Genomic DNA, 17,862 nt, shown 5'->3' with positions numbered 1-17,862 from the left:
GAAAATGATAAAGTGATTACAATGAAAGTTAAAACTGAAGATCTTGAAGCATTCTTAAGTGTGGTTGATGCAGGGAGTTTTTCTGCCGCGGCGCGTATCTTAGATGTACAAGTTGCAAAAGTATCACGCTCAGTGAATCGACTGGAACAGACCTTACAAACAACTTTGCTCAACAGAACAACCCGTCGTATAGAGCTAACCCAAGAGGGTCATGTTTATAGAGAGTTTGCCCGCGAAGGGATAAATCAAATATTAAAAGGCAGTGAAGCGCTATCACTACTCGATAAAAAACCCGCAGGACGTTTAAAGGTAGATGCCGCAAGCCCTTTTGTGCTGCACCAAATTACTCCCTTGATTGCCGGCTTTAATGAGGTTTACCCTGATATCACACTCGATTTAGCATCGGCTGATAACATTCATGACTTACTTGAATACAAAACTGATGTAGCCATTCGAATTGGTTATTTAAAAGACTCAAACTTACATGCCCGCCTACTTGGTAACAGTAAACTATATCTGGTTGCAAGCCCACAATACCTTGCCCGTAATGGCTCAGTATTCAACACTGCTGACTTAAATAAACACAAACTAATTGGCTTTAGTAACAACAAAGCTCTAAACCAATGGCCATTAAATAATTTACCCGATCTACGCTTTAGCATTACTGCCAGCAGTGGTGAGACAATTAGACAACTGTGCCTTGCGCATCAAGGGCTGGCATTGTTGTCAAATTTTATGATTAATAAAGATATAGCCGCAGGACGGCTGGTGCAGGTATTAACGAGTGACATAATAAGCCCAAACCCGCGCGAGACGGTTAACGCTGTTTATTACAAAAACAGTGCCGTTTCATCACGTATTACAGCATTTTTAGACTTTATACAGCCAAAACTCACTTTATAAGCTGTTATTCTTGATGCTCGAATTGACCACGATACACCTCAAATACTTTTAACACAGTGTGCTGTGCTTTATTGAGCCCATCAAACCACGTATCAAACAAATCATCATCATCTTGATCGCTCAATGCCAAATACTGAGCAAGTAACTCCACAATGTCGTTATGAGTGCAACTAAGTGGATCAATTTGCTGAGCGAGTAATGAATTATCTTTGCTGCGTAGTGTATCCATCACGCTTTGATCTATCTGCTGACTTTGCTCATCGGTGCTCTGTTGAATGTGTTCGCTCATACTAAAGCTTGCCTCCTTTTGCTCGATTACATCCTATTTATAACAGGCTAAATGCCAATAGCCAGTTTTTTTATACTGACTGCTCATCTTTTGACTTGTTTGTATGAATTGCAAACAAAAATGTTATTTAACGAGCAAAATACTATTTGCAAAAGATTCTTATTTACTATAAATTATAGTTATACTATCACATAACATAGAGTTCATTATGAAACCAAATATTCACCCTGATTACCAAACTGTTGCTTTTCACGATACAGCTGCTGACAGTTATTTTATTATTGGTTCAACAATAAAAACGAACCGCACTATTGAGCTAGATGGTAAAACCTACCCTTATGTGCCGATTGATGTGTCGAGTGATTCTCACCCGTTTTATACTGGTAAGCAGAAGACAGTCGCTAGTGATGGCCGTGTAGCAGCGTTCAATCGCCGCTTTAAAAACCTCGCGACTAAATAGGAGAGCTCTATGAAAGTATTAAGCTCGTTAAAAAGTGCTAAAAACCGCCCAGGCTGCCAAATTGTAAAGCGCAAAGGCCGTGTGTTTGTGATCTGTAAAGACAATCCACGCTTCAAAGCTGTGCAAGGTATGAAAAAGAAAGGGAAAAAGTAACGTGCCCGTGAGGGCGTTGAGCAATTTGTGCGCTTTATTATAACGCGCACAAATAAACGATGGGGCTACTTACCAAACAATAACTCCCAAAACCCTGGTGGCTCATGTAATTCATGATACTGCTTACGCAAGCCATCAATCGCTTTTAAAGGTTTTTTCGCTGCCTCTACCCCCTCACTATTAGCAAGTTGTTTTGCCAACTTTGCTTTCGCTATTACTTTATCAAGTCCTTGCAGTGATTTTTGTACTTCTTTATTAAATCCAACAACTTTGCTTTGTTCTACTAGCGTTATAAATTCATCGATCGCCAGATTAAACTCGTGCAGTTGCGTTGCTTGCACGCTTTGCTTATAAGCAAGGCCCATATTTTTCATGTTGGTTTCTAAGTTATTCTCTTTAACAGCGAAGACACTTTGACTAAATAGTAATACGAACACACACAAAATTGCTTTCATTAAATAAAACCCTAAAGGTTGATGGCGACAGATATGCTAGAATGCATATTATATAGCACTCTAGTTAGAAATATAGCCTTCCCTAAAGTAAGGTTGTTATGTATGCTCTAGTCCTACAAGGATTTGTTCGTTTATTAATAATTAAGTGAGTTCAAATGCCTTTATCTCGTTTATCTACATACCTTTCATGTTTTTTTATACTGTTAAATTCATTTAACGTTTATGGCTTAAATGTCACTTTCATTAATCCGGGATTCTCTAATACTGCTGATGGTGATAACAACACGGGTAACTTTTGGTTTAAAGTATCTAACCAAATACAAAATGTTGCCGATGATTTAGCAATAAACTTGACTGTAAAATATGCTAATCGAAACCATATTTTAATGAAAGAGCTGATCCGCCAAGCGGTCATTGATAATCCTGACTATCTAATTTTGGTTGATGAAAAAAGTGTTGCTAGCGAATATTTAACCAAATTGAATACCAAAGACATTCCTATCTATTTTTTACTCAATAAGCCAGATCCCGATAAGCTCGCTACTCTACACCGAGATGGCTTAAACATTATAGGTAGTGTGATACCTGACAACTATAATGCAGGTAAAGATCTCGCTCATCTACTTTTTAACAAGCATACATTAACATCTAATCAGCCAGCTAATATGCTTGCTTTATTAGGTGACTATACCACTGCTGCCTCTATCGAGCGTGCTCAAGGCTTGCAAAGATTTGCAGAGCAAAAACAATCACTCAATATTGTTGCCCAAGATGTCGCAAATTGGTCAGAAGATGAAAGCTACATTAAAACCATGGCTTTTTTGCAACTTGCCCCTGAAGTTAATATTATTTGGTGCGCAAATGACGCGATTGGTTTTGGTGCTAAAAGAGCCATTAAAAAACTAAAAAAACAAAATATTTTAGTGGGTGGTGTGAATTGGGATGCCCCGCCAAAAGATTTAACGTCGTTAGATGTTTCTCTCGGTGGACATGTTCTGTTAGGGGCTTTAGGGCTTATTACAATTTATGATCACCACCAAGACTCAATTAAGTGGCCCGCTTCCCACCAAGTTACTGCGATATTTAAACCGCTTTCCAGTGAAAATCAAGAGCTGGCTAAACGTATCAATAACAATAAGTTAAAAGACATCGATTTTCGAATGTTCAGTAAAACATCTGCTTCGTGGCGACCATTTACAATTGATAACCTATTAGATGCCGCTAATAAGTAGGGCTTTAATTAACTCACTAACTAAAACCCTCAACCTGTCTACTCTTTTAAATATAGCGTTATTGTTTATTTGATAACCATAATGCTTGATAAGGTTCAAGCTCAAATGTCTGTAAATCTTTATCTAAGGCTTGAGCCGATATAAGCTCAAACCATTGCTCGGTGTCAATCAAATTAAGATCGGCTAAGACCAATGTTTGAGGTTCATCGCTAATGTTATAGACGCAGAATATACTTTGTCTACGATCGATACTTTGCCGCCAAAAACCAAACAACGCCCCCGTTAAATGCAGCGTAAATTGCGTTGCATTAGGGTGAAAAGCATCTTGCTGCTTACGTATCGCTAATAAGTTATTAATACGAGTAAAGACATGATAATGATGACTCGTTTGATCTGATAGTTTTTCAAGCAGTGCCTTCTCTTGCCAGCGATGACGGTTTATGCAGCGATTATGTTGGCTATTTTCAAATCGCTCATAGTCATTGGTTGTACCAAGTAAACTATGGATATATAAACCAGGGATCCCTTCTAAGGCAAACATAATAGCGTGAGCACACACAAAACGCTGTAGCCCCCACTTATCAACTCCTTTATGTGTTCCTTGTAAAGCATCAAATAATGCGATGTTCAATTCATACGGTGAACTGGTGCCATTATTTGCGGTTCGCATAGAAACCTTGCCACCAAATCGACTAATGGTATTAACCATTTGACCAAGCTGTTGCTCATCAAGTAAGCCCTCTGCTGGGCGTAGACCAATACCATCATGTGAGGCGATAAAGTTAAAGTAAGCAGTGCCGTTCTGTGCCGGTGGCATACTCATCATCCAGTGCTTTAGCGCTTTGCTATCGCCACTGAGTAAGGTATGTAATAGTAATGGAGGTAAGGAAAAATTATAAATACAATGGGCTTCGTTTGCATTACCAAAGTAAGACAAGTTTTCACGGTTTGGAATATTCGTTTCCGTGATAATAACTGCACTTGGTTCGACATGTTCTATTAAAGTCCGTAATAAACGAATCACTTCGTGAGTTTGCGGTAAATTAATGCACGAGGTGTTCAGCTCTTTCCACAAAAAGGCCACTGCATCCAGTCGAAAAATCTTGACTCCGTTGTCTAAATAGTGACGAATAATCCCCACAAACTCATTAAGGACTAATGGATTTGCAAAGTCTAAATCGACCTGATCTGGACTAAATGTACACCATACATGACGTTCACCTAGGACTGTTTGTACCGTGTTTAATAAAGGGGACGTTCTAGGCCTGACAACGCCAGATACATCATCCGTTAAGTTCGCGGTTTTAAAATAACTCAGGCCAGGCTCTTTACCTTGTATAAAATTTTCAAACCAACGGCTTCGGCTTGAACAATGGTTGATCACTAAATCCGCCATAAGTTTTACATCTTGAGCAATACCTTGGATATCTTCCCAGCTCCCTAACGACTCATTAACTTGAACATAGTTCATTACCGCAAAGCCTTCATCTGAGCTATACGGATAAAATGGTAATATATGTAATGCGTTGATTGTTCCTGCACATTGATTTTTCATAAACCGATGCAAGGTATGCAAAGGCGGTTCGCTCGGTACAGCGACCGCCTGATCTGCATCTTGATAACGCATAATAGAATCGCCATATGCGATAAGAATAACATCTTGCTGATCCCAGCGATTTTTATGGGGCGTTGGGTCGCGTACAGGATCATCTTTTAACATGGTGGTGATCAACATGCTGGCTAGCGCATCAATACTCATACATAGATCAACACCTTCGTATATGCTTGCTAAATGCTGTTCAATCCGTTGTTCAAATAACGCTTTACTCATACCCTACCCCATTTTTTATGCTGAAAACTCTTTATTATCAAGCTCTACCGCTTCTTCTAATCGTGCGAATACGTCTGGCATGGCAGACGCCACACGGTTCCAACTTGGCACAAAAGGCGCTTCCATTGGGTGTTGTAAAAAATGTTCGCCAGCATTCATGATATTTTGCGCGAACATTTCGACTGCTTTTTCTTCTTGGTGAATATCTAATGTAAGGCCATTCATCATCGCATCATTGTGATATGTTTCAATAAAGTCCAACGCAATGCGGTAGTATGTTGCTTTGAGTGAGCGAATGGTTTCGGTAGTAAATGTAACGCCTTGTGTGGCTAGTTTTCTAAATAACGCTTTGGTAATATCAATCGACATTTTTGATAATCCAGCCGCTTGATTATCCAGTGAAAGCACCTGATGTTTATGGTCATAATTATCTGCAATATCAACTTGGCACAAGCGGTTATGTGAATAGTTACGATACATTTCTGATAAGACACCAATTTCTAAGCCCCAATCACTTGGAATACGAATATCATTAAGTACGTCTCGGCGGAACGAAAATTCACCCGCTAATGGATAGCGAAATGAATCCATATATTCCAAATAGTCTGTGCTACCCAAAATTGTTTTAAATGAACGTAACAGTGGCGTGACAAGCAAACGAGACACCCGGCCATTTATTTTGCCATCGGCTGTACGTGGGTAAAATCCTTTACAAAACTCATAGTTAAAGCGTGGGTGCGCAACCGGATAAATTAAACGCGCTAAGAGCCCTCGATCATAAGTTAAAATGTCGCAATCATGTAATGCGATTGATTCGACCTTTGAGGTGGCAAGCTTATAACCCATGCAATACCAAACATTACGTCCTTTACCTAGTTCTCTTGGCGCTACTCCGAGTTGTTGCAATTCTTTATCGAGCGCTTGTAAACGTGGGCCTTCATTCCATAACACGCGGTGCGGTTGGTCAAGCTCTGAAAAAAACTGTAATGCGCTGCGGTATTGACTTTCATCAGCTCTATCTAAGCCGATTGTGATCTGCGATAAATAAGGAACTTGTTTAAGTTCTTTCACTATATTTTGTAGCGCTGGGCCTTCAAGCTCACTGTATAATGACGGTAAAATGAGTCCCATTGGACGCTGCTTAGAGAAACTCAACAGTTCTGCCTCTAACTCTTCTACCGGACGATCTGCGATGTTATGCAATGTAGTAATTATGCCATTTTGGTAAAAATCAGCCATGTGACGGCTCCTTTGTTGGCGCTAATTGCGCTTTAATAATCTGTAAGTCGGCCACCTCATCAATCCAACCTAAAGGGGCAGGACGTTCACTAACATGCCACGGTTTATGTGCCAATTTGGCTTTAGCCTTACTGTTTGGGTTAGTAATTAAAATTGCGATATCGGCTTCATCGAGCATTGCCATATCATTTTGGCTATCCCCTAACGCAATAGTGGTAAATGGGTGACGATAATGTATTTTAAATTGGTTTAATAACCAGTTTTGTGCCTGTCCTTTGTTGGTTTGTTTATTTAGATGAATAAAACGTCCACCAACTAATACTTCATAATCAAGTGGTTCCATAAGTGCTAAAAATGCACTTAGCTGCTCATCGTCTCCTTGCCAATATATTGGGTCTGAATATTCTCGTGTCAAAGCAAGTTTACTTTGTTCAACACTTAAACCTGTGAGCTCTGAGACTTCTTGAGCACTCAGTTCACTAAATAAGCGATAGCAGTTTTTAAATTCCCTTGCGTGGCTTATTAAATCTTCATGAAGTTTTGCGCAAGTAGGTGCCAGCGCATAACGCCAATACAGCTCAAGTTCTTCACAGCCAATTGGTTTAATAGGAAAGAAAAATTTGGGGATATAAACCGCTGAACCATTTTCGGTAATAAATGGCTGGTGATGATTTAACATAGCCTGCAAATCCGTCACTTCAGCAAATGTTTTACTGGTGTTGAAAACCACTGTCACATCCGCAGCGCTCAGTTTAGCTAAAAAAGGCTTAATTGCGGCACAGTCATAGTCATCATGATTGAGTAATGTGCCATCCAAATCGGTGAATATTAACGGCTGGGGGACTGAGTCTGCTTTTAGAGTCATTGCGCTGATGTCTCGCGCTTCATCCAACGTAAGAAGGGCGTCAACGCTTTCGGGCAAAGTTTGCAGGTTCTGACGTGTTATGCGTTCAAAATGAGAAATAAATTTAACCAAGCTCGCCTCGTCAAATGTGCCCTTGCCGGTGCCTTTTTTAGCTAATAACTTTTGTTCTTGCTCTAACCGCCAACCATACACATCCTCAAATGAGGGGGCTTGCAGCATGACCGTGTAATCAATTAAGCCAAATACACTTTGATATTCATTTGCTAAACAACTATTTACGCAGCGACGCCAGACTCCCGCTTCATCTTCACTTTCTTCAAGCTGATTAATTGGCTGCTCTAGTTGATAGGGTTGCTGAGCTTTACTTGCAACGCACCAGCCTTCAAATAAAATAATATCAACCGTTTTTTTGTTTTTATGCCATTGTTCTTTCGCTAATGGATCATCCGTTTGTTTGTCAAACTGAGGTAAAGCGATACCGGTTTTACCCGCGAGTAAATCAGTTATGGTCTGTTTCATTAACTCGGTATCATGGGTACCTGGCACACCTCGAGTAGCAAATAATGGGTGAATATCTTTGGCTAAACTAGCACGTTGTTCACGGCTATAATAAAAGTCATCAATTGAAATACTAATACTATTAAATTCAGTGTTACTGTTTATCCAGGTAACTAAAAAGTCCGCTAAGGTGGTTTTACCTGAGCCCTGACAGCCGTTGACTGCTACAAGCATGGATTGATTTGAAGGCTTTGCTGCAATAATATCTTCAGCTAAAGGGATAAAGAACTGCTCACTTAAATACTGATATTTAAGGGGTAACTGATGCTTTGCTAAAAACGGAGTAATGTCCACTAAATTGACCTCTTTACATATCTCACCATCTTGATATTAATAATACTAAATGCAGATAGCAGACCAATATTTAAAATGTATAACTTTTAATAAGTTAAAAAAATAGCGCATATGAAATGCGCTATTTTGGTGCAATTAATTAACGTTATGTTCGATTACTATGCGCTGTTTTGCGCCTTCGGTAATACTAGGTTTAGCACAATACCTAAGATTGCACATAAACTGACGCCCTGCAGGCTGAACTCATTACCACCTATATGCATGCCGCCAATTCCACACACTAAAATAAGTGCAACTATGGATAGGTTACGAGGGGCGGTGAGATCTTCACCCGATTTAACTAACGAGTTAAGACCAACAACCGCTATTGAGCCAAACAATAAAATCATAATGCCGCCCATTACAGGCACAGGAATAGTCTGTAAACCAGCTCCCATTTTTGCCACAAAGGCCAAAATGATCGCAATTACTGCCGTCCACATCATCACTTTAGGGTTAAAGTTACGTGTCAACATAACCGCCCCAGTCACTTCAGAATAAGTCGTATTAGGTGGCCCACCAAAAATAGACGCTGCAGTAGTGGCTAGACCATCCCCAAACAAAGTTCGATGCAAACCAGGCTTTTTAAGATAATCTTTATTAGTCACTTGACTTATTGCCATCATATCGCCGATGTGTTCAATTGCAGGAGCAATAGCGACAGGCACCATAAATAAAATGGCTTGCCATTTGAACTCAGGCCACGTAAATGCTGGCATAGCAATCCACTGTGCATTACTTACAGCATCAAATTGTACAATCCCAAGAACTAACGACAAGCTATAACCTGCTACTACACCCGCTAAGATCGGGATAAGTTTAATAACACCTTTCCCCACACAGCAAAGATTAAAGTCACTAAAAGTGAAAATGCAGCCACCCAAATAGCTTTTTCATAGGCTATCAACTGGATTGAGCCATCACCACTTTTACCCATAGCCATATTAACTGCAACAGGAGCCAGCGCTAAACCAATCACCATAATCACCGGGCCAACTACCACCGGAGGCAATATTTTATGTAATGTCGCAACGCCTTTTAGTTTCACTAAAATGCTTAACAGCATATATGCGCCACCAGCAGCCATTAAACCGCCCATTGTGGCAGGCACGCCCCACATTTGTACACACGCAATAATTGGTGCAATAAAAGCAAATGAAGACGCTAAGAAGATAGGAACTTGCCCTTTTGTCACTACATGAAATAGTAAAGTGCCAATCCCTGCTGTAAATAACGCCACATTCGGATCAAGACCCGTTAACAGTGGCACTAATACAAGCGCACCAAAGGCGACAAATAACATTTGCGCCCCAGTTAAGATAGTTTTTACAGAAAAGGTTGGCTCTTGATTCACACTATTTTTAGTCACAGTAATAACCTAAACTGTGCCAAAAATTTTATCACCTGCATCACCCAATCCTGGAATGATATAGCCTTTTTCATTTAAATGTGAGTCAAGTGATGCAGTAAAAATTTCTATATCCGGATGCGCTGCTAATGTTTTTTCTACGCCTTCAGGAGCGGCAACTAACACAATCACTTTGATTTCTTTACAGCCGGCTTTTTTTAGCATATCGATAGTAGCGATCATCGATCCGCCCGTTGCTAGCATCGGGTCAATAACTAAACTTAAACGTTCGTCAATTTTACCAACGAGTTTTTCAAAATAAGGGATAGGCTCTAATGTTTCTTCATTACGTTGCAGGCCAACGACGCTTACTTTAGCTGCAGGTAATAACTGCATAACGCCATCCATCATACCAAGGCCTGCTCGTAAAATTGGCACCACGGTAATTTTTTTCCCTTTTATGTGCTCTACTTCAAGCTTATTACCATCCCAACTTTGAATTTCGACTTTTTCAAGTGGCAAGTTTTTTGTGGCTTCATAGGTTAATAACGTACCCACTTCAGATGAAAGTTCACGAAAACTTTTAGTGCTAATGCCATACTCGCGCATTAGGCCTAATTTATGTTGAACAAGAGGGTGATTTATTACATGAATTGTCATTTTAGTGCCTGATAGAAATTAAACTTGCCTTATTTTAGCGTAAAAATACTAAAGTGACTTTTAAAAAATGCTAACTCATATCAATTTAATTAAGAATGATTGCGATAGTGGAATTAAATACGCAATTTATGTCATTTAACGCAACAATCTATTATCAAATAGAACTTAAACAGGTATAGTTTATTATATCTTTTTTAAGTATGGCGCATGGCATGAAAAGCCCTTTATTTTTTGCTTTGAGTTTCTGTGTATTATTTGCTTCTTCGATTAGTGCTGAGCAAAAGCAGCTAACTAAGATACAAATAGTAAGTGATTTCATTCCTGAAAATAATAAGGCTGATAAAAATATCGCAAATAAAATTATGCTAACGATTGGGGAACGAATATCCCCCGCTACGGTATTAGAATTTATACCTGCAAGCCGATTACGCGAATGGAAACAGCTACAAACAATGCCTGATGTGTGTTTGTACAATAAAGTGAAAAATAGTGAACGCGAACAAAGTGCCTTTTTCAACCAATACCCAATCATGGCCTTTCCGGCTAATCGATTAGTAATTTACAATCATCCAGAATTATCTCAAGATATAACGTTAGAGGAAGTTATTCAAAAACATAAATTTTTAATCGGTATTTCTGCTGGTCGCTCTTATGGCAAGCACATCGATCAATTTATTGTCTCTCACCCGGATAACTTTGTAGACATCAATGGTGACAAAAGCTCACGACGTTTACATGAAATGTTATTCCAGAATAAGCTAGACGCCATATTAGAGTACACTACGGTGCTTAAAGAACGTTTTAAAAACGACCCTCGAATCGAAAAAACTCGTTTTTTATCAATAGATGAAGAAAGCCACGCAGTATTTGGTTATCTTGCCTGTTCTCGCTCAGAGCAAGGAAAGCTAAACATTGCTACATTTGATAAAGTGTTAAAAGAAACGACAATGCAAAATCAGATCATAAAGCTTCATCAGCAACTTTTTACTGATCCCGAAAGAAGCTTATTAATTTCTGCGTTAAAAGCAAAGTTTAATTTACCACTAAATTAACCTTATTTACTTGATAATATTTGCTCCATCACCCAGCTTGTATGGGTTGCCGAATAGCCTGTAGATGGGTGAATTGTATTATCAAGTAATGCCGATGCCATATTTTCAACATGATACTGCTGAACATGTGTTGGATTCTCTATAGTGAATGCTTGTTGTCCTTGAGCATTGACAACTTTAATTGCTTGCTCATCGAACACACTAAAAGTTATCTCGCCTTTTTCACCATACACAGTAACAATATCAAAGCGTGAAAAGCCGCCAAAATTCCAACTGCCTGAGCCGGTAATGCCACTTTTATGTTGCCAGCAGGCACTAATGGCATCAAACGCGCCATAGAGATTTTGCTGATTGGTAGCGAGTCCTTTCACTGATTGATACTCACCAAATAAATAACCAAACAGATCAAGGCCATGACTGGCTAAATCATCAAAATAGCCACCTGGTGCAATGTCTTTATCTGTGCGCCAATTATAATCCCTGGACTTATCAACTTCGCTAGGGGGTTTACTCAAATGCCAATTTACATGACGCACAGAGCCAATTTCACCAGCATCAATGAGGCTTTTAACTTTATTAAAGCGTGGCAAAGAGCGACGATAATAAGCAACAAATAAAGGAATTTTTTTAGCAGAAAAGGCAGCAAGAATTGCCTCACTTTGCACTAAAGTTGGTGCGAGGGGCTTTTCAATACAACAAGGTTTACCAGCAGCAGCTACTTTTAATGCTATCTCAAGGTGACTATCAGGTGGCGTGGCAATATACACTGCATCTATTTCATTACTGGCAATCAACTCATCCGCAGTTTTAAACACCAAAGGCACGTTATGACGTTTAGCATAATCTTCAGCAAGAGCGTTATCTCTGCGGGTCACCCCCGTGAATAGCAAAGCCCTCTGTGTGCTGATAAGCAGGCCCACTTTTCACCTCAGTCACCGCACCACAACCAATCATGCCCCAACGAATCTGTTTTGTCATTCTACCTTGCTCCAAAGTTTATTTTTGTAATTTGAAATTGTTTACGCATATAGGTATTGATCTTTGTATGTTCTGGGCTCCAACCTGCTAAAAAGCGATAAAAATCAGCCCACGCAACGGGCCAAAGTTCCCGCCAAGCATTAATAACGACGGGCGTAGATTTAGCATGACCAAACGTCTGCATTGCATCGCTAAAGTACTTAAAATAGTTAGCTAAATAATCATCGGCTGTATCGTTTAGCTGCTGTTCATTCAAACAACTACCCAAAAAGTACATGACATCAACAACACCAACGCCGCCACCGGTATATTGAAAATCATAACCTAAAACGTCCATCGTCGAACAATTAACAGCAAAGTTTGCAAGCTTTGCATCACCATGAATAAGCGTCCTATATTGGCACTCACGCAATATTTTATCTATATTTTTTGCCTGTAGTTTAAGTGCACTATCAGGCATTTTTTCATATTCATCTGGGCGAGTTGCTAAGTGCCAGTAACTGCCTTGTTGCCAAAGACCATCGGGGTTAACTTCAAAGTTAAATGCATGAAAATATGCTAACCATTTGAGAATAGCTGCTATGTGTCGTTGATGTACTTGTGCATTAGTAAAGCCATCTGCTGCAAAATCAGCAAATACTAATACCTTTTGTGGTCCATGCTCTATGGCTTTAAAACAACTAAGCGCCCGAGATTGCTGAGGTAATTGCGGCGCATAATGTAAATACCAATGGTATTCAACATTATAAGAACAACGTTTACGGTTAATCGCAAACTGCGTTTGTGAAATTCGCGGGTGATTAATGTGCTTGGGAACATTAATCGCTTTAATCACACACGCTTTATCGTCCAAACGACAACGTACTATTTCGCCACAACCACTCCATAATGAAGTAATAGTCTCTGTGATTTTAATCTTCTTATAATGAAGACGAATTAAAGGCAGATAAAAAGACATACAAACCTACGTTAACAAAACCAATGCGTAGTATGGCATAACTAACTGTAGATAAAATGCTTTAGTCAGTTTGTTAGAGCTATTACAAAAAAAGCCCACACAAAATTGCATGGGCTTTAAGTATAAAAGCGCCCTTACTGCTAGGCGCTTACATTGTTGAATTAAGTTAAATATTACTGATTAACAACACTCTTCAGTGGATTCACTGGCTGTGCGTTTTCGTCAAGTAAGTTCATATCAAAATCAAACTCATCTACACGAATAGCGCGTTCACGTTTGATGTTGTAATCAATTAGTTTTGCATACTCTTCTTCTGTGATAATACTTGCAACAAGTGCATTATCAAGTGTTAATGCAAAGCGTACACCTGGTTTGATTGTTTTACTACGTAGTGCTTTTTTCACTTTCGCAAGCAAATCTAAACAACCCATTTTAGCTTTATAGGCTTGCTCATTAATATAATGACCATCACCCTCAATTGGTTTAACCAAATGCGTAATTTGCTTTTTAAACGCAGTATCTAATTGCGCTTGTTTCGCTAATTCACGAATTAAATCATCACTAATTTTTGGCATTTTAGTCGAGTAGTTCATCGTAATGAAACGCATGAACTTACGTGTACCACTTGCAGGGAAGTTATCTAAAAACTTATGTAATGCTTCTTCAGCACTTTGTAGAGCAAAACGAGTCGCATAGTGGAAATAAGGTGCAGCTTGCTCACGCTCACTGCTTGCTACTTTTTGCTCGTAATACTTAATTGAGGCCATTGCAGCATATAAGAAGCTCATTACGTCGCCTAAGCGTGCAGAAAGCATTTCTGCTTGCTTAAGCTTACCGCCAAGCACTAATAATGAGAAATCAGCGTATACAGCAAGTTTAGCTGATAATTTCTGCGCTGCTTTTTCATATTCACGTACTTCTGGTAGCTTAGACTCTGCGCCAGCGGTGAATGGTAATACACCTAATCGAAATGCACGTAAGCTGTTAGCTACACTGTAACCCACCGTTTTACGTAAAATGCTGTTAAATTCTTTATCTGCATTTTTGTCTTCGCTGTGGATAGACTCAACCATAGACTGTAAATATGGGTGACAACGCATCACACCTTGACCAAAGATCATCAGGTTACGAGTAAGAATGTTCGCACCTTCTACCGTAATGGCAATAGGCTGTGCGACATAACCACTGGCTAGTGTATTTTGCGGTCCATTTTGAATCGCTTTACCTGCTTGAATATCCATTGCTGAATCAAGCACATCGCGGCCAATTTCAGTCATGTGGTATTTTGCAATTGCGGTAACAACTGATGGTTTTAAGCCCATGCCCAAACCTTCGGTAGTTAATACGCGCATTGCTTCTTGAAGGTATGTTTTACCCGCAATATCAGCGAGTTTTTCTTGAATACCTTCAAATTGGCCAATGGATAAACCAAATTGCTCACGGACAGCGGCGTACTCTGATGCCCCTTTAAATGCCACCTGTGATGAACTCACACCCAGTGCAGGTAATGAAATACCACGGCCAGCACCTAAACAGCTAACCAACATTTGCCAACCACGACCGATGTTCTTTTGTCCACCGATAATGAAATCCATTGGTACAAATACTTTGTTACCACGTGTTGTACCGTTGTAAAAACGAATACCCATAGGATCATGACGATTACCAAGTTCAACACCAGGGTGCTCTTTTGGAATAAGCGCACAGGTAATACCTAAGTTTTCTTTGCCACCAAGTAAACCCTCAGGATCGACAACCTTAAAGGCTAAACCAAGCACTGTGGCAATGGGTGCAAGGGTGATATAGCGCTTGTCCCACGTGATCTCAAGACCAAGTACTTCTTCGCCATTGTGCATGCCTTTAGTCACTACGCCGATATCAGGAATACCGCCAGCATCTGAGCCTGCTTCAGGGCTAGTCAATGCAAAACATGGAATATCACGACCATTAGCTAAGCGCGGTAAATAATGTGCTTGTTGCTCTTGTGTACCAAAGTGCAGTAATAATTCACCCGGCCCTAATGAGTTAGGCACCATCACCGTTACTGCAACTGCTGAGCTCTTAGTCGCAATGGTTGCAACAATTGTTGAGTTTGCATACGGGCTGAACTCTAAGCCACCAAATGACTTTGGAATAATCAACGAGAAAAAACGTTCTTTTTTCAAAAACTCTAGGATGTAGTCAGGTAAATGAACACCGCTTTGTATTTCAGTATCGTCGATCATTCCCAATAGTTCTTGTAATGGGCCGTCGATAAATGCTTGTTCGTCAGCGCTTAATGTTGCTGCAGGCACTGCACGTAATGCACTGAAGTCAGGTTTACCTTGATAGATAGACCCTTCTAACCACACATCACCGGCATCAAGTGCTTCTTGTTCTGTGATTGAAATACTTGGTAAAACTTTTTTTAATTTTGTACGTAAGCTCATAATGGACTCATCCGACCAGATAGTAATATCTACATTACGTCATAAAATGAGCAAGAGATCAATTGGTCCAACCAGTTTTTTTAACATTATTTTCAATTATTTTTTAATAAAGTAGCTAAGCCATTGAATAAAAACAGCTTACACATGTACGCTGAATTTCGGATATTCCGGCTTTTTGCAGCCTCACTGATAGGTAAAAAGATGAATGAGTGATTTAAAGATTAAAAATCAGCAAGCTGGGCATTACACTGTGAAATTAAATCCTGTGGGCTGAGCGCTATTTCCAACCCCCGCTTGCCGGCACTGACATAGATAAGATCAAATAGTATTGCGCTTTTATGTACAAAGGTGGGCAAGCGTTTTTTTTGTGACAGCGGACTTACGCCTCCCAAAATATAACCTGTGCTTTTTTGTACTTTTTGCGGATCAGCCATGTGGACTTTTTTAGTACCGCAGACCTGAGCTAATTTCTTTAAATTAACTTGTTGTACCACAGGTGTAATTGCCACTATCAGTGCGTTTTCTGCAGTTTCTAGCACTAATGTTTTAAATACCTGGGCCGAATTTAAATTAAGCTTTTCAACCGCTTCATAACCAAACTGAGTATTTTTTGGATCGTGCTCATAACTTAAAATAGTAAATGGAATATTTAACTTTTCGAGCATTAAAATAGCTGGTGTCACAGTGTATTCCTTATGGTTATCCAACTAATAGAAACATAGACTAAATTACATATCAACACACTCACGAAGGAGTGAACAATGAATAATACCTCTGTCACAACTTTATTTAAATACGCAAGTATTGCCGTGTGATTTTATCGTTATTAACTTTAGTGCCAAAAATATACCCATTGGGTAAATAGTTTATCTTGCCAACAAAAACTCCAAATCTAGGCACTTAAAATGATCGTATCCATGGATGCGTATATTTAAGTAAATCGACTCTATGGCAGTGCTTATGTGGTTAAAATTTGGCACTATGACGTTAACATCACCGCTTTTAACTAAAGCATAATAAAAAGGACACTGAATGTTTTTAGATTACTTTGCCTAGGAATATTGGTATTTGTCGGTATTTTTTATTTTATGGCATTATCGCATTGCATGATATTCCCTACGAAATAGCTAAAAGCGTAATCACCCACACCTAGATGCAATTCATTACGCTGGTTGGGTTAGTTTATTTACGCTTCACGTTCTTTGGCCTTTTTTGTGGATTTGGGCCACTCTATGGCGTGACGATCGTGGTTGGGGCTTTAATCATTAATGACACACTTTATCAAGCAAAATTAAATGAAGCAACGGCACAATTGCAAGATGCTATTCAAGCAGCTAAAGGTTTAGAGGCATCATATAAATCAGCCCAAGCAAGCACTTTAAGAGCAAAAGCTGAGTTCTTACGCAGTAAGCTTGAGTTTGAACGCTATCAGGAAGGAGCGAAAAAAGGCGCTTACTCTAAAGGAAGTGTTGATAATATGAAGGGGGTATATTACGCCGCAAAAGCAACATACGAAGCTTCGCAAGCTGAGGAAGATCGCCAACGTATCGCATTTGAATCAAAGGTAAATGGTAAGCAAACCATTGTCGCTCAAGCTGAAGCTCGCCTTGAGCAAGCACAATTTAACCTTGATAGTACCAATATTTATGCACCTACTGATGGTTATGTAACCCAACTAACCTTGCGTCCTGGTATGATGGCTGTGCCTATGCCACTTCGTCCTGTAATGTCGTTTGTGCACGATGAAGAAGCTCAGTTTGTTGCTTTATTTCGTCAAAATTCGGCATTACGCTTAAAGCCAGGCTATGAAGCTGACTTTATTTTTAAGGCTATTCCAGGAAAAACCTTTGCCGGAGAAATTGTCTCTGTATTACCCGCCATGGCTGAAGGTCAACTACAAGCACAAGGCACATTAATGAGTAGCGAAAACTTTAATCGTAATGGTCAAGTAGTTGTTGTATTAAAGCTAATCGATGATATGAGCGAATATAAATTACCAAAAGGCACCAGTGCTGAAGTCGCTGTTTATTCTGACCACTTCGAGCATGTTTCGGTAATGCGTAAGGTATTGATCAGAATGAAAAGTTGGCAAAACTACCTATTTTTAGATCATTAAACT

At 39.5% G+C, this 17,862-nt stretch carries 16 protein-coding genes and 2 pseudogenes; 7 read left to right on the top strand and 11 right to left on the bottom strand.

All coding sequences use genetic code 11. From position 1 onward, the window contains the following. Window positions 1-15: 15 nt before the first annotated feature. Entirely contained in the window at window positions 16-903 is an 888-nt protein-coding gene (locus ACU8V8_RS07210) for a LysR family transcriptional regulator (protein WP_446889603.1), read from the top strand. 4 nt (window positions 904-907) lie between these two features. On the opposite strand, the gene ACU8V8_RS07205 is transcribed toward ACU8V8_RS07210, so the two are convergent. Further along, the gene (locus ACU8V8_RS07205) at window positions 908-1,192 is read right to left on the bottom strand and encodes a hypothetical protein (protein WP_176372576.1); all 285 of its coding nucleotides are present in this window, start codon (window positions 1,190-1,192) and stop codon (window positions 908-910) included. 208 nt (window positions 1,193-1,400) lie between these two features. Here ACU8V8_RS07205 and ACU8V8_RS07200 point away from each other — a divergent pair, with 208 nt between their 5' ends. After that, complete coding sequence (locus ACU8V8_RS07200; RefSeq protein ID WP_087533968.1) at window positions 1,401-1,652, top strand: type B 50S ribosomal protein L31; 252 nt, start codon at window positions 1,401-1,403, stop codon at window positions 1,650-1,652. Window positions 1,653-1,661: 9 nt separating this feature from the next. Beyond that, window positions 1,662-1,805, top strand: coding sequence for a type B 50S ribosomal protein L36 (gene ykgO / locus ACU8V8_RS07195; protein WP_087533969.1), 144 nt, complete (start codon window positions 1,662-1,664; stop codon window positions 1,803-1,805). A gap of 65 nt (window positions 1,806-1,870) precedes the next feature. Here the strand turns inward: ykgO and ACU8V8_RS07190 are convergent, their stop codons facing one another. Then, window positions 1,871-2,260: a cytochrome b562 gene (locus ACU8V8_RS07190; protein ID WP_087533970.1), complete on the bottom strand. Its 390-nt coding sequence runs from the start codon at window positions 2,258-2,260 to the stop codon at window positions 1,871-1,873. A 155-nt stretch (window positions 2,261-2,415) separates the two neighbouring features. Between ACU8V8_RS07190 and ACU8V8_RS07185 the strand changes: the two genes are divergently transcribed. After that, window positions 2,416-3,492, top strand: a complete 1,077-nt coding sequence (locus ACU8V8_RS07185) for an ABC transporter substrate-binding protein (RefSeq protein WP_446889297.1) — start codon at window positions 2,416-2,418, stop codon at window positions 3,490-3,492. A gap of 58 nt (window positions 3,493-3,550) precedes the next feature. Here the strand turns inward: ACU8V8_RS07185 and ACU8V8_RS07180 are convergent, their stop codons facing one another. The 5 genes and pseudogenes from ACU8V8_RS07180 to upp form a co-directional block, all read right to left on the bottom strand. Then, window positions 3,551-5,323, bottom strand: a complete 1,773-nt coding sequence (locus ACU8V8_RS07180) for a sugar phosphorylase (RefSeq protein WP_446889296.1) — start codon at window positions 5,321-5,323, stop codon at window positions 3,551-3,553. Window positions 5,324-5,338: 15 nt separating this feature from the next. Then, window positions 5,339-6,562 (bottom strand): glycosyl transferase, encoded by a 1,224-nt coding sequence (locus ACU8V8_RS07175; protein WP_446889295.1) that lies wholly within the window; start codon window positions 6,560-6,562, stop codon window positions 5,339-5,341. After that, the gene (locus tag ACU8V8_RS07170) at window positions 6,555-8,279 is read right to left on the bottom strand and encodes an HAD-IIB family hydrolase (protein ID WP_446889294.1); all 1,725 of its coding nucleotides are present in this window, start codon (window positions 8,277-8,279) and stop codon (window positions 6,555-6,557) included. The genes ACU8V8_RS07175 and ACU8V8_RS07170 overlap by 8 nt, the downstream gene beginning before the upstream one ends. A 158-nt stretch (window positions 8,280-8,437) precedes the next feature. Next, window positions 8,438-9,621 (bottom strand): annotated as a pseudogene (locus ACU8V8_RS07165) (uracil-xanthine permease family protein). Between the two features lie 75 nt (window positions 9,622-9,696). Then, complete coding sequence (gene upp, locus ACU8V8_RS07160; RefSeq protein ID WP_087533975.1) at window positions 9,697-10,326, bottom strand: uracil phosphoribosyltransferase; 630 nt, start codon at window positions 10,324-10,326, stop codon at window positions 9,697-9,699. Window positions 10,327-10,538: 212 nt separating this feature from the next. Between upp and ACU8V8_RS07155 the strand changes: the two genes are divergently transcribed. Next, window positions 10,539-11,378, top strand: coding sequence for a hypothetical protein (locus tag ACU8V8_RS07155; protein ID WP_446889293.1), 840 nt, complete (start codon window positions 10,539-10,541; stop codon window positions 11,376-11,378). Window positions 11,379-11,380: 2 nt separating this feature from the next. Here ACU8V8_RS07155 and ACU8V8_RS07150 read toward each other — a convergent pair whose 3' ends face one another. The 4 genes from ACU8V8_RS07150 to ybaK form a co-directional block, all read right to left on the bottom strand. Next, window positions 11,381-12,253 (bottom strand): Gfo/Idh/MocA family protein, encoded by an 873-nt coding sequence (locus ACU8V8_RS07150; RefSeq protein ID WP_446889292.1) that lies wholly within the window; start codon window positions 12,251-12,253, stop codon window positions 11,381-11,383. A 104-nt stretch (window positions 12,254-12,357) separates the two neighbouring features. Next, window positions 12,358-13,314 carry a kinase gene (locus ACU8V8_RS07145; RefSeq protein ID WP_446889291.1) on the bottom strand — a complete coding sequence of 319 codons (957 nt, stop codon included), beginning with the start codon at window positions 13,312-13,314 and terminating at the stop codon, window positions 12,358-12,360. A gap of 173 nt (window positions 13,315-13,487) precedes the next feature. Further along, window positions 13,488-15,743, bottom strand: a complete 2,256-nt coding sequence (locus ACU8V8_RS07140; RefSeq protein ID WP_446889290.1) for an acyl-CoA dehydrogenase — start codon at window positions 15,741-15,743, stop codon at window positions 13,488-13,490. 221 nt (window positions 15,744-15,964) lie between these two features. Beyond that, window positions 15,965-16,426, bottom strand: a complete 462-nt coding sequence (ybaK, locus tag ACU8V8_RS07135; RefSeq protein WP_446889289.1) for a Cys-tRNA(Pro) deacylase — start codon at window positions 16,424-16,426, stop codon at window positions 15,965-15,967. Between the two features lie 349 nt (window positions 16,427-16,775). Here ybaK and ACU8V8_RS07130 point away from each other — a divergent pair. After that, window positions 16,776-17,003: pseudogene (locus ACU8V8_RS07130) on the top strand (DUF3302 domain-containing protein); the annotation flags it as partial. Beyond that, complete coding sequence (locus tag ACU8V8_RS07125) at window positions 16,897-17,859, top strand: HlyD family secretion protein (protein WP_446889288.1); 963 nt, start codon at window positions 16,897-16,899, stop codon at window positions 17,857-17,859. The pseudogene ACU8V8_RS07130 and the gene ACU8V8_RS07125, both read left to right, overlap by 107 nt. The last annotated feature ends 3 nt before the right edge of the window (window positions 17,860-17,862 follow it).

The sequence above is a fragment of the Pseudoalteromonas sp. SaAl2 genome, from assembly GCF_052947895.1.
This window is presented reverse-complemented; position numbering and strand designations above follow the sequence as displayed.

Excerpts from the sequence above, each read along its gene's own strand:
- ACU8V8_RS07205 (WP_176372576.1), bottom strand. The coding sequence starts at position 1,192 with ATGAGCGAACACATTCAACAGAGCACCGATGAGCAAAGTCAGCAGATA.
- ACU8V8_RS07200 (WP_087533968.1), top strand. The coding sequence starts at position 1,401 with ATGAAACCAAATATTCACCCTGATTACCAAACTGTTGCTTTTCACGAT.
- ykgO (WP_087533969.1), top strand. The coding sequence starts at position 1,662 with ATGAAAGTATTAAGCTCGTTAAAAAGTGCTAAAAACCGCCCAGGCTGC.
- ACU8V8_RS07190 (WP_087533970.1), bottom strand. The coding sequence starts at position 2,260 with ATGAAAGCAATTTTGTGTGTGTTCGTATTACTATTTAGTCAAAGTGTC.
- ACU8V8_RS07185 (WP_446889297.1), top strand. The coding sequence starts at position 2,416 with ATGCCTTTATCTCGTTTATCTACATACCTTTCATGTTTTTTTATACTG.
- ACU8V8_RS07180 (WP_446889296.1), bottom strand. The coding sequence starts at position 5,323 with ATGAGTAAAGCGTTATTTGAACAACGGATTGAACAGCATTTAGCAAGC.
- ACU8V8_RS07175 (WP_446889295.1), bottom strand. The coding sequence starts at position 6,562 with ATGGCTGATTTTTACCAAAATGGCATAATTACTACATTGCATAACATC.
- upp (WP_087533975.1), bottom strand. The coding sequence starts at position 10,326 with ATGACAATTCATGTAATAAATCACCCTCTTGTTCAACATAAATTAGGC.
- ACU8V8_RS07155 (WP_446889293.1), top strand. The coding sequence starts at position 10,539 with ATGAAAAGCCCTTTATTTTTTGCTTTGAGTTTCTGTGTATTATTTGCT.
- ACU8V8_RS07145 (WP_446889291.1), bottom strand. The coding sequence starts at position 13,314 with ATGTCTTTTTATCTGCCTTTAATTCGTCTTCATTATAAGAAGATTAAA.
- ACU8V8_RS07140 (WP_446889290.1), bottom strand. The coding sequence starts at position 15,743 with ATGAGCTTACGTACAAAATTAAAAAAAGTTTTACCAAGTATTTCAATC.
- ACU8V8_RS07125 (WP_446889288.1), top strand. The coding sequence starts at position 16,897 with ATGCAATTCATTACGCTGGTTGGGTTAGTTTATTTACGCTTCACGTTC.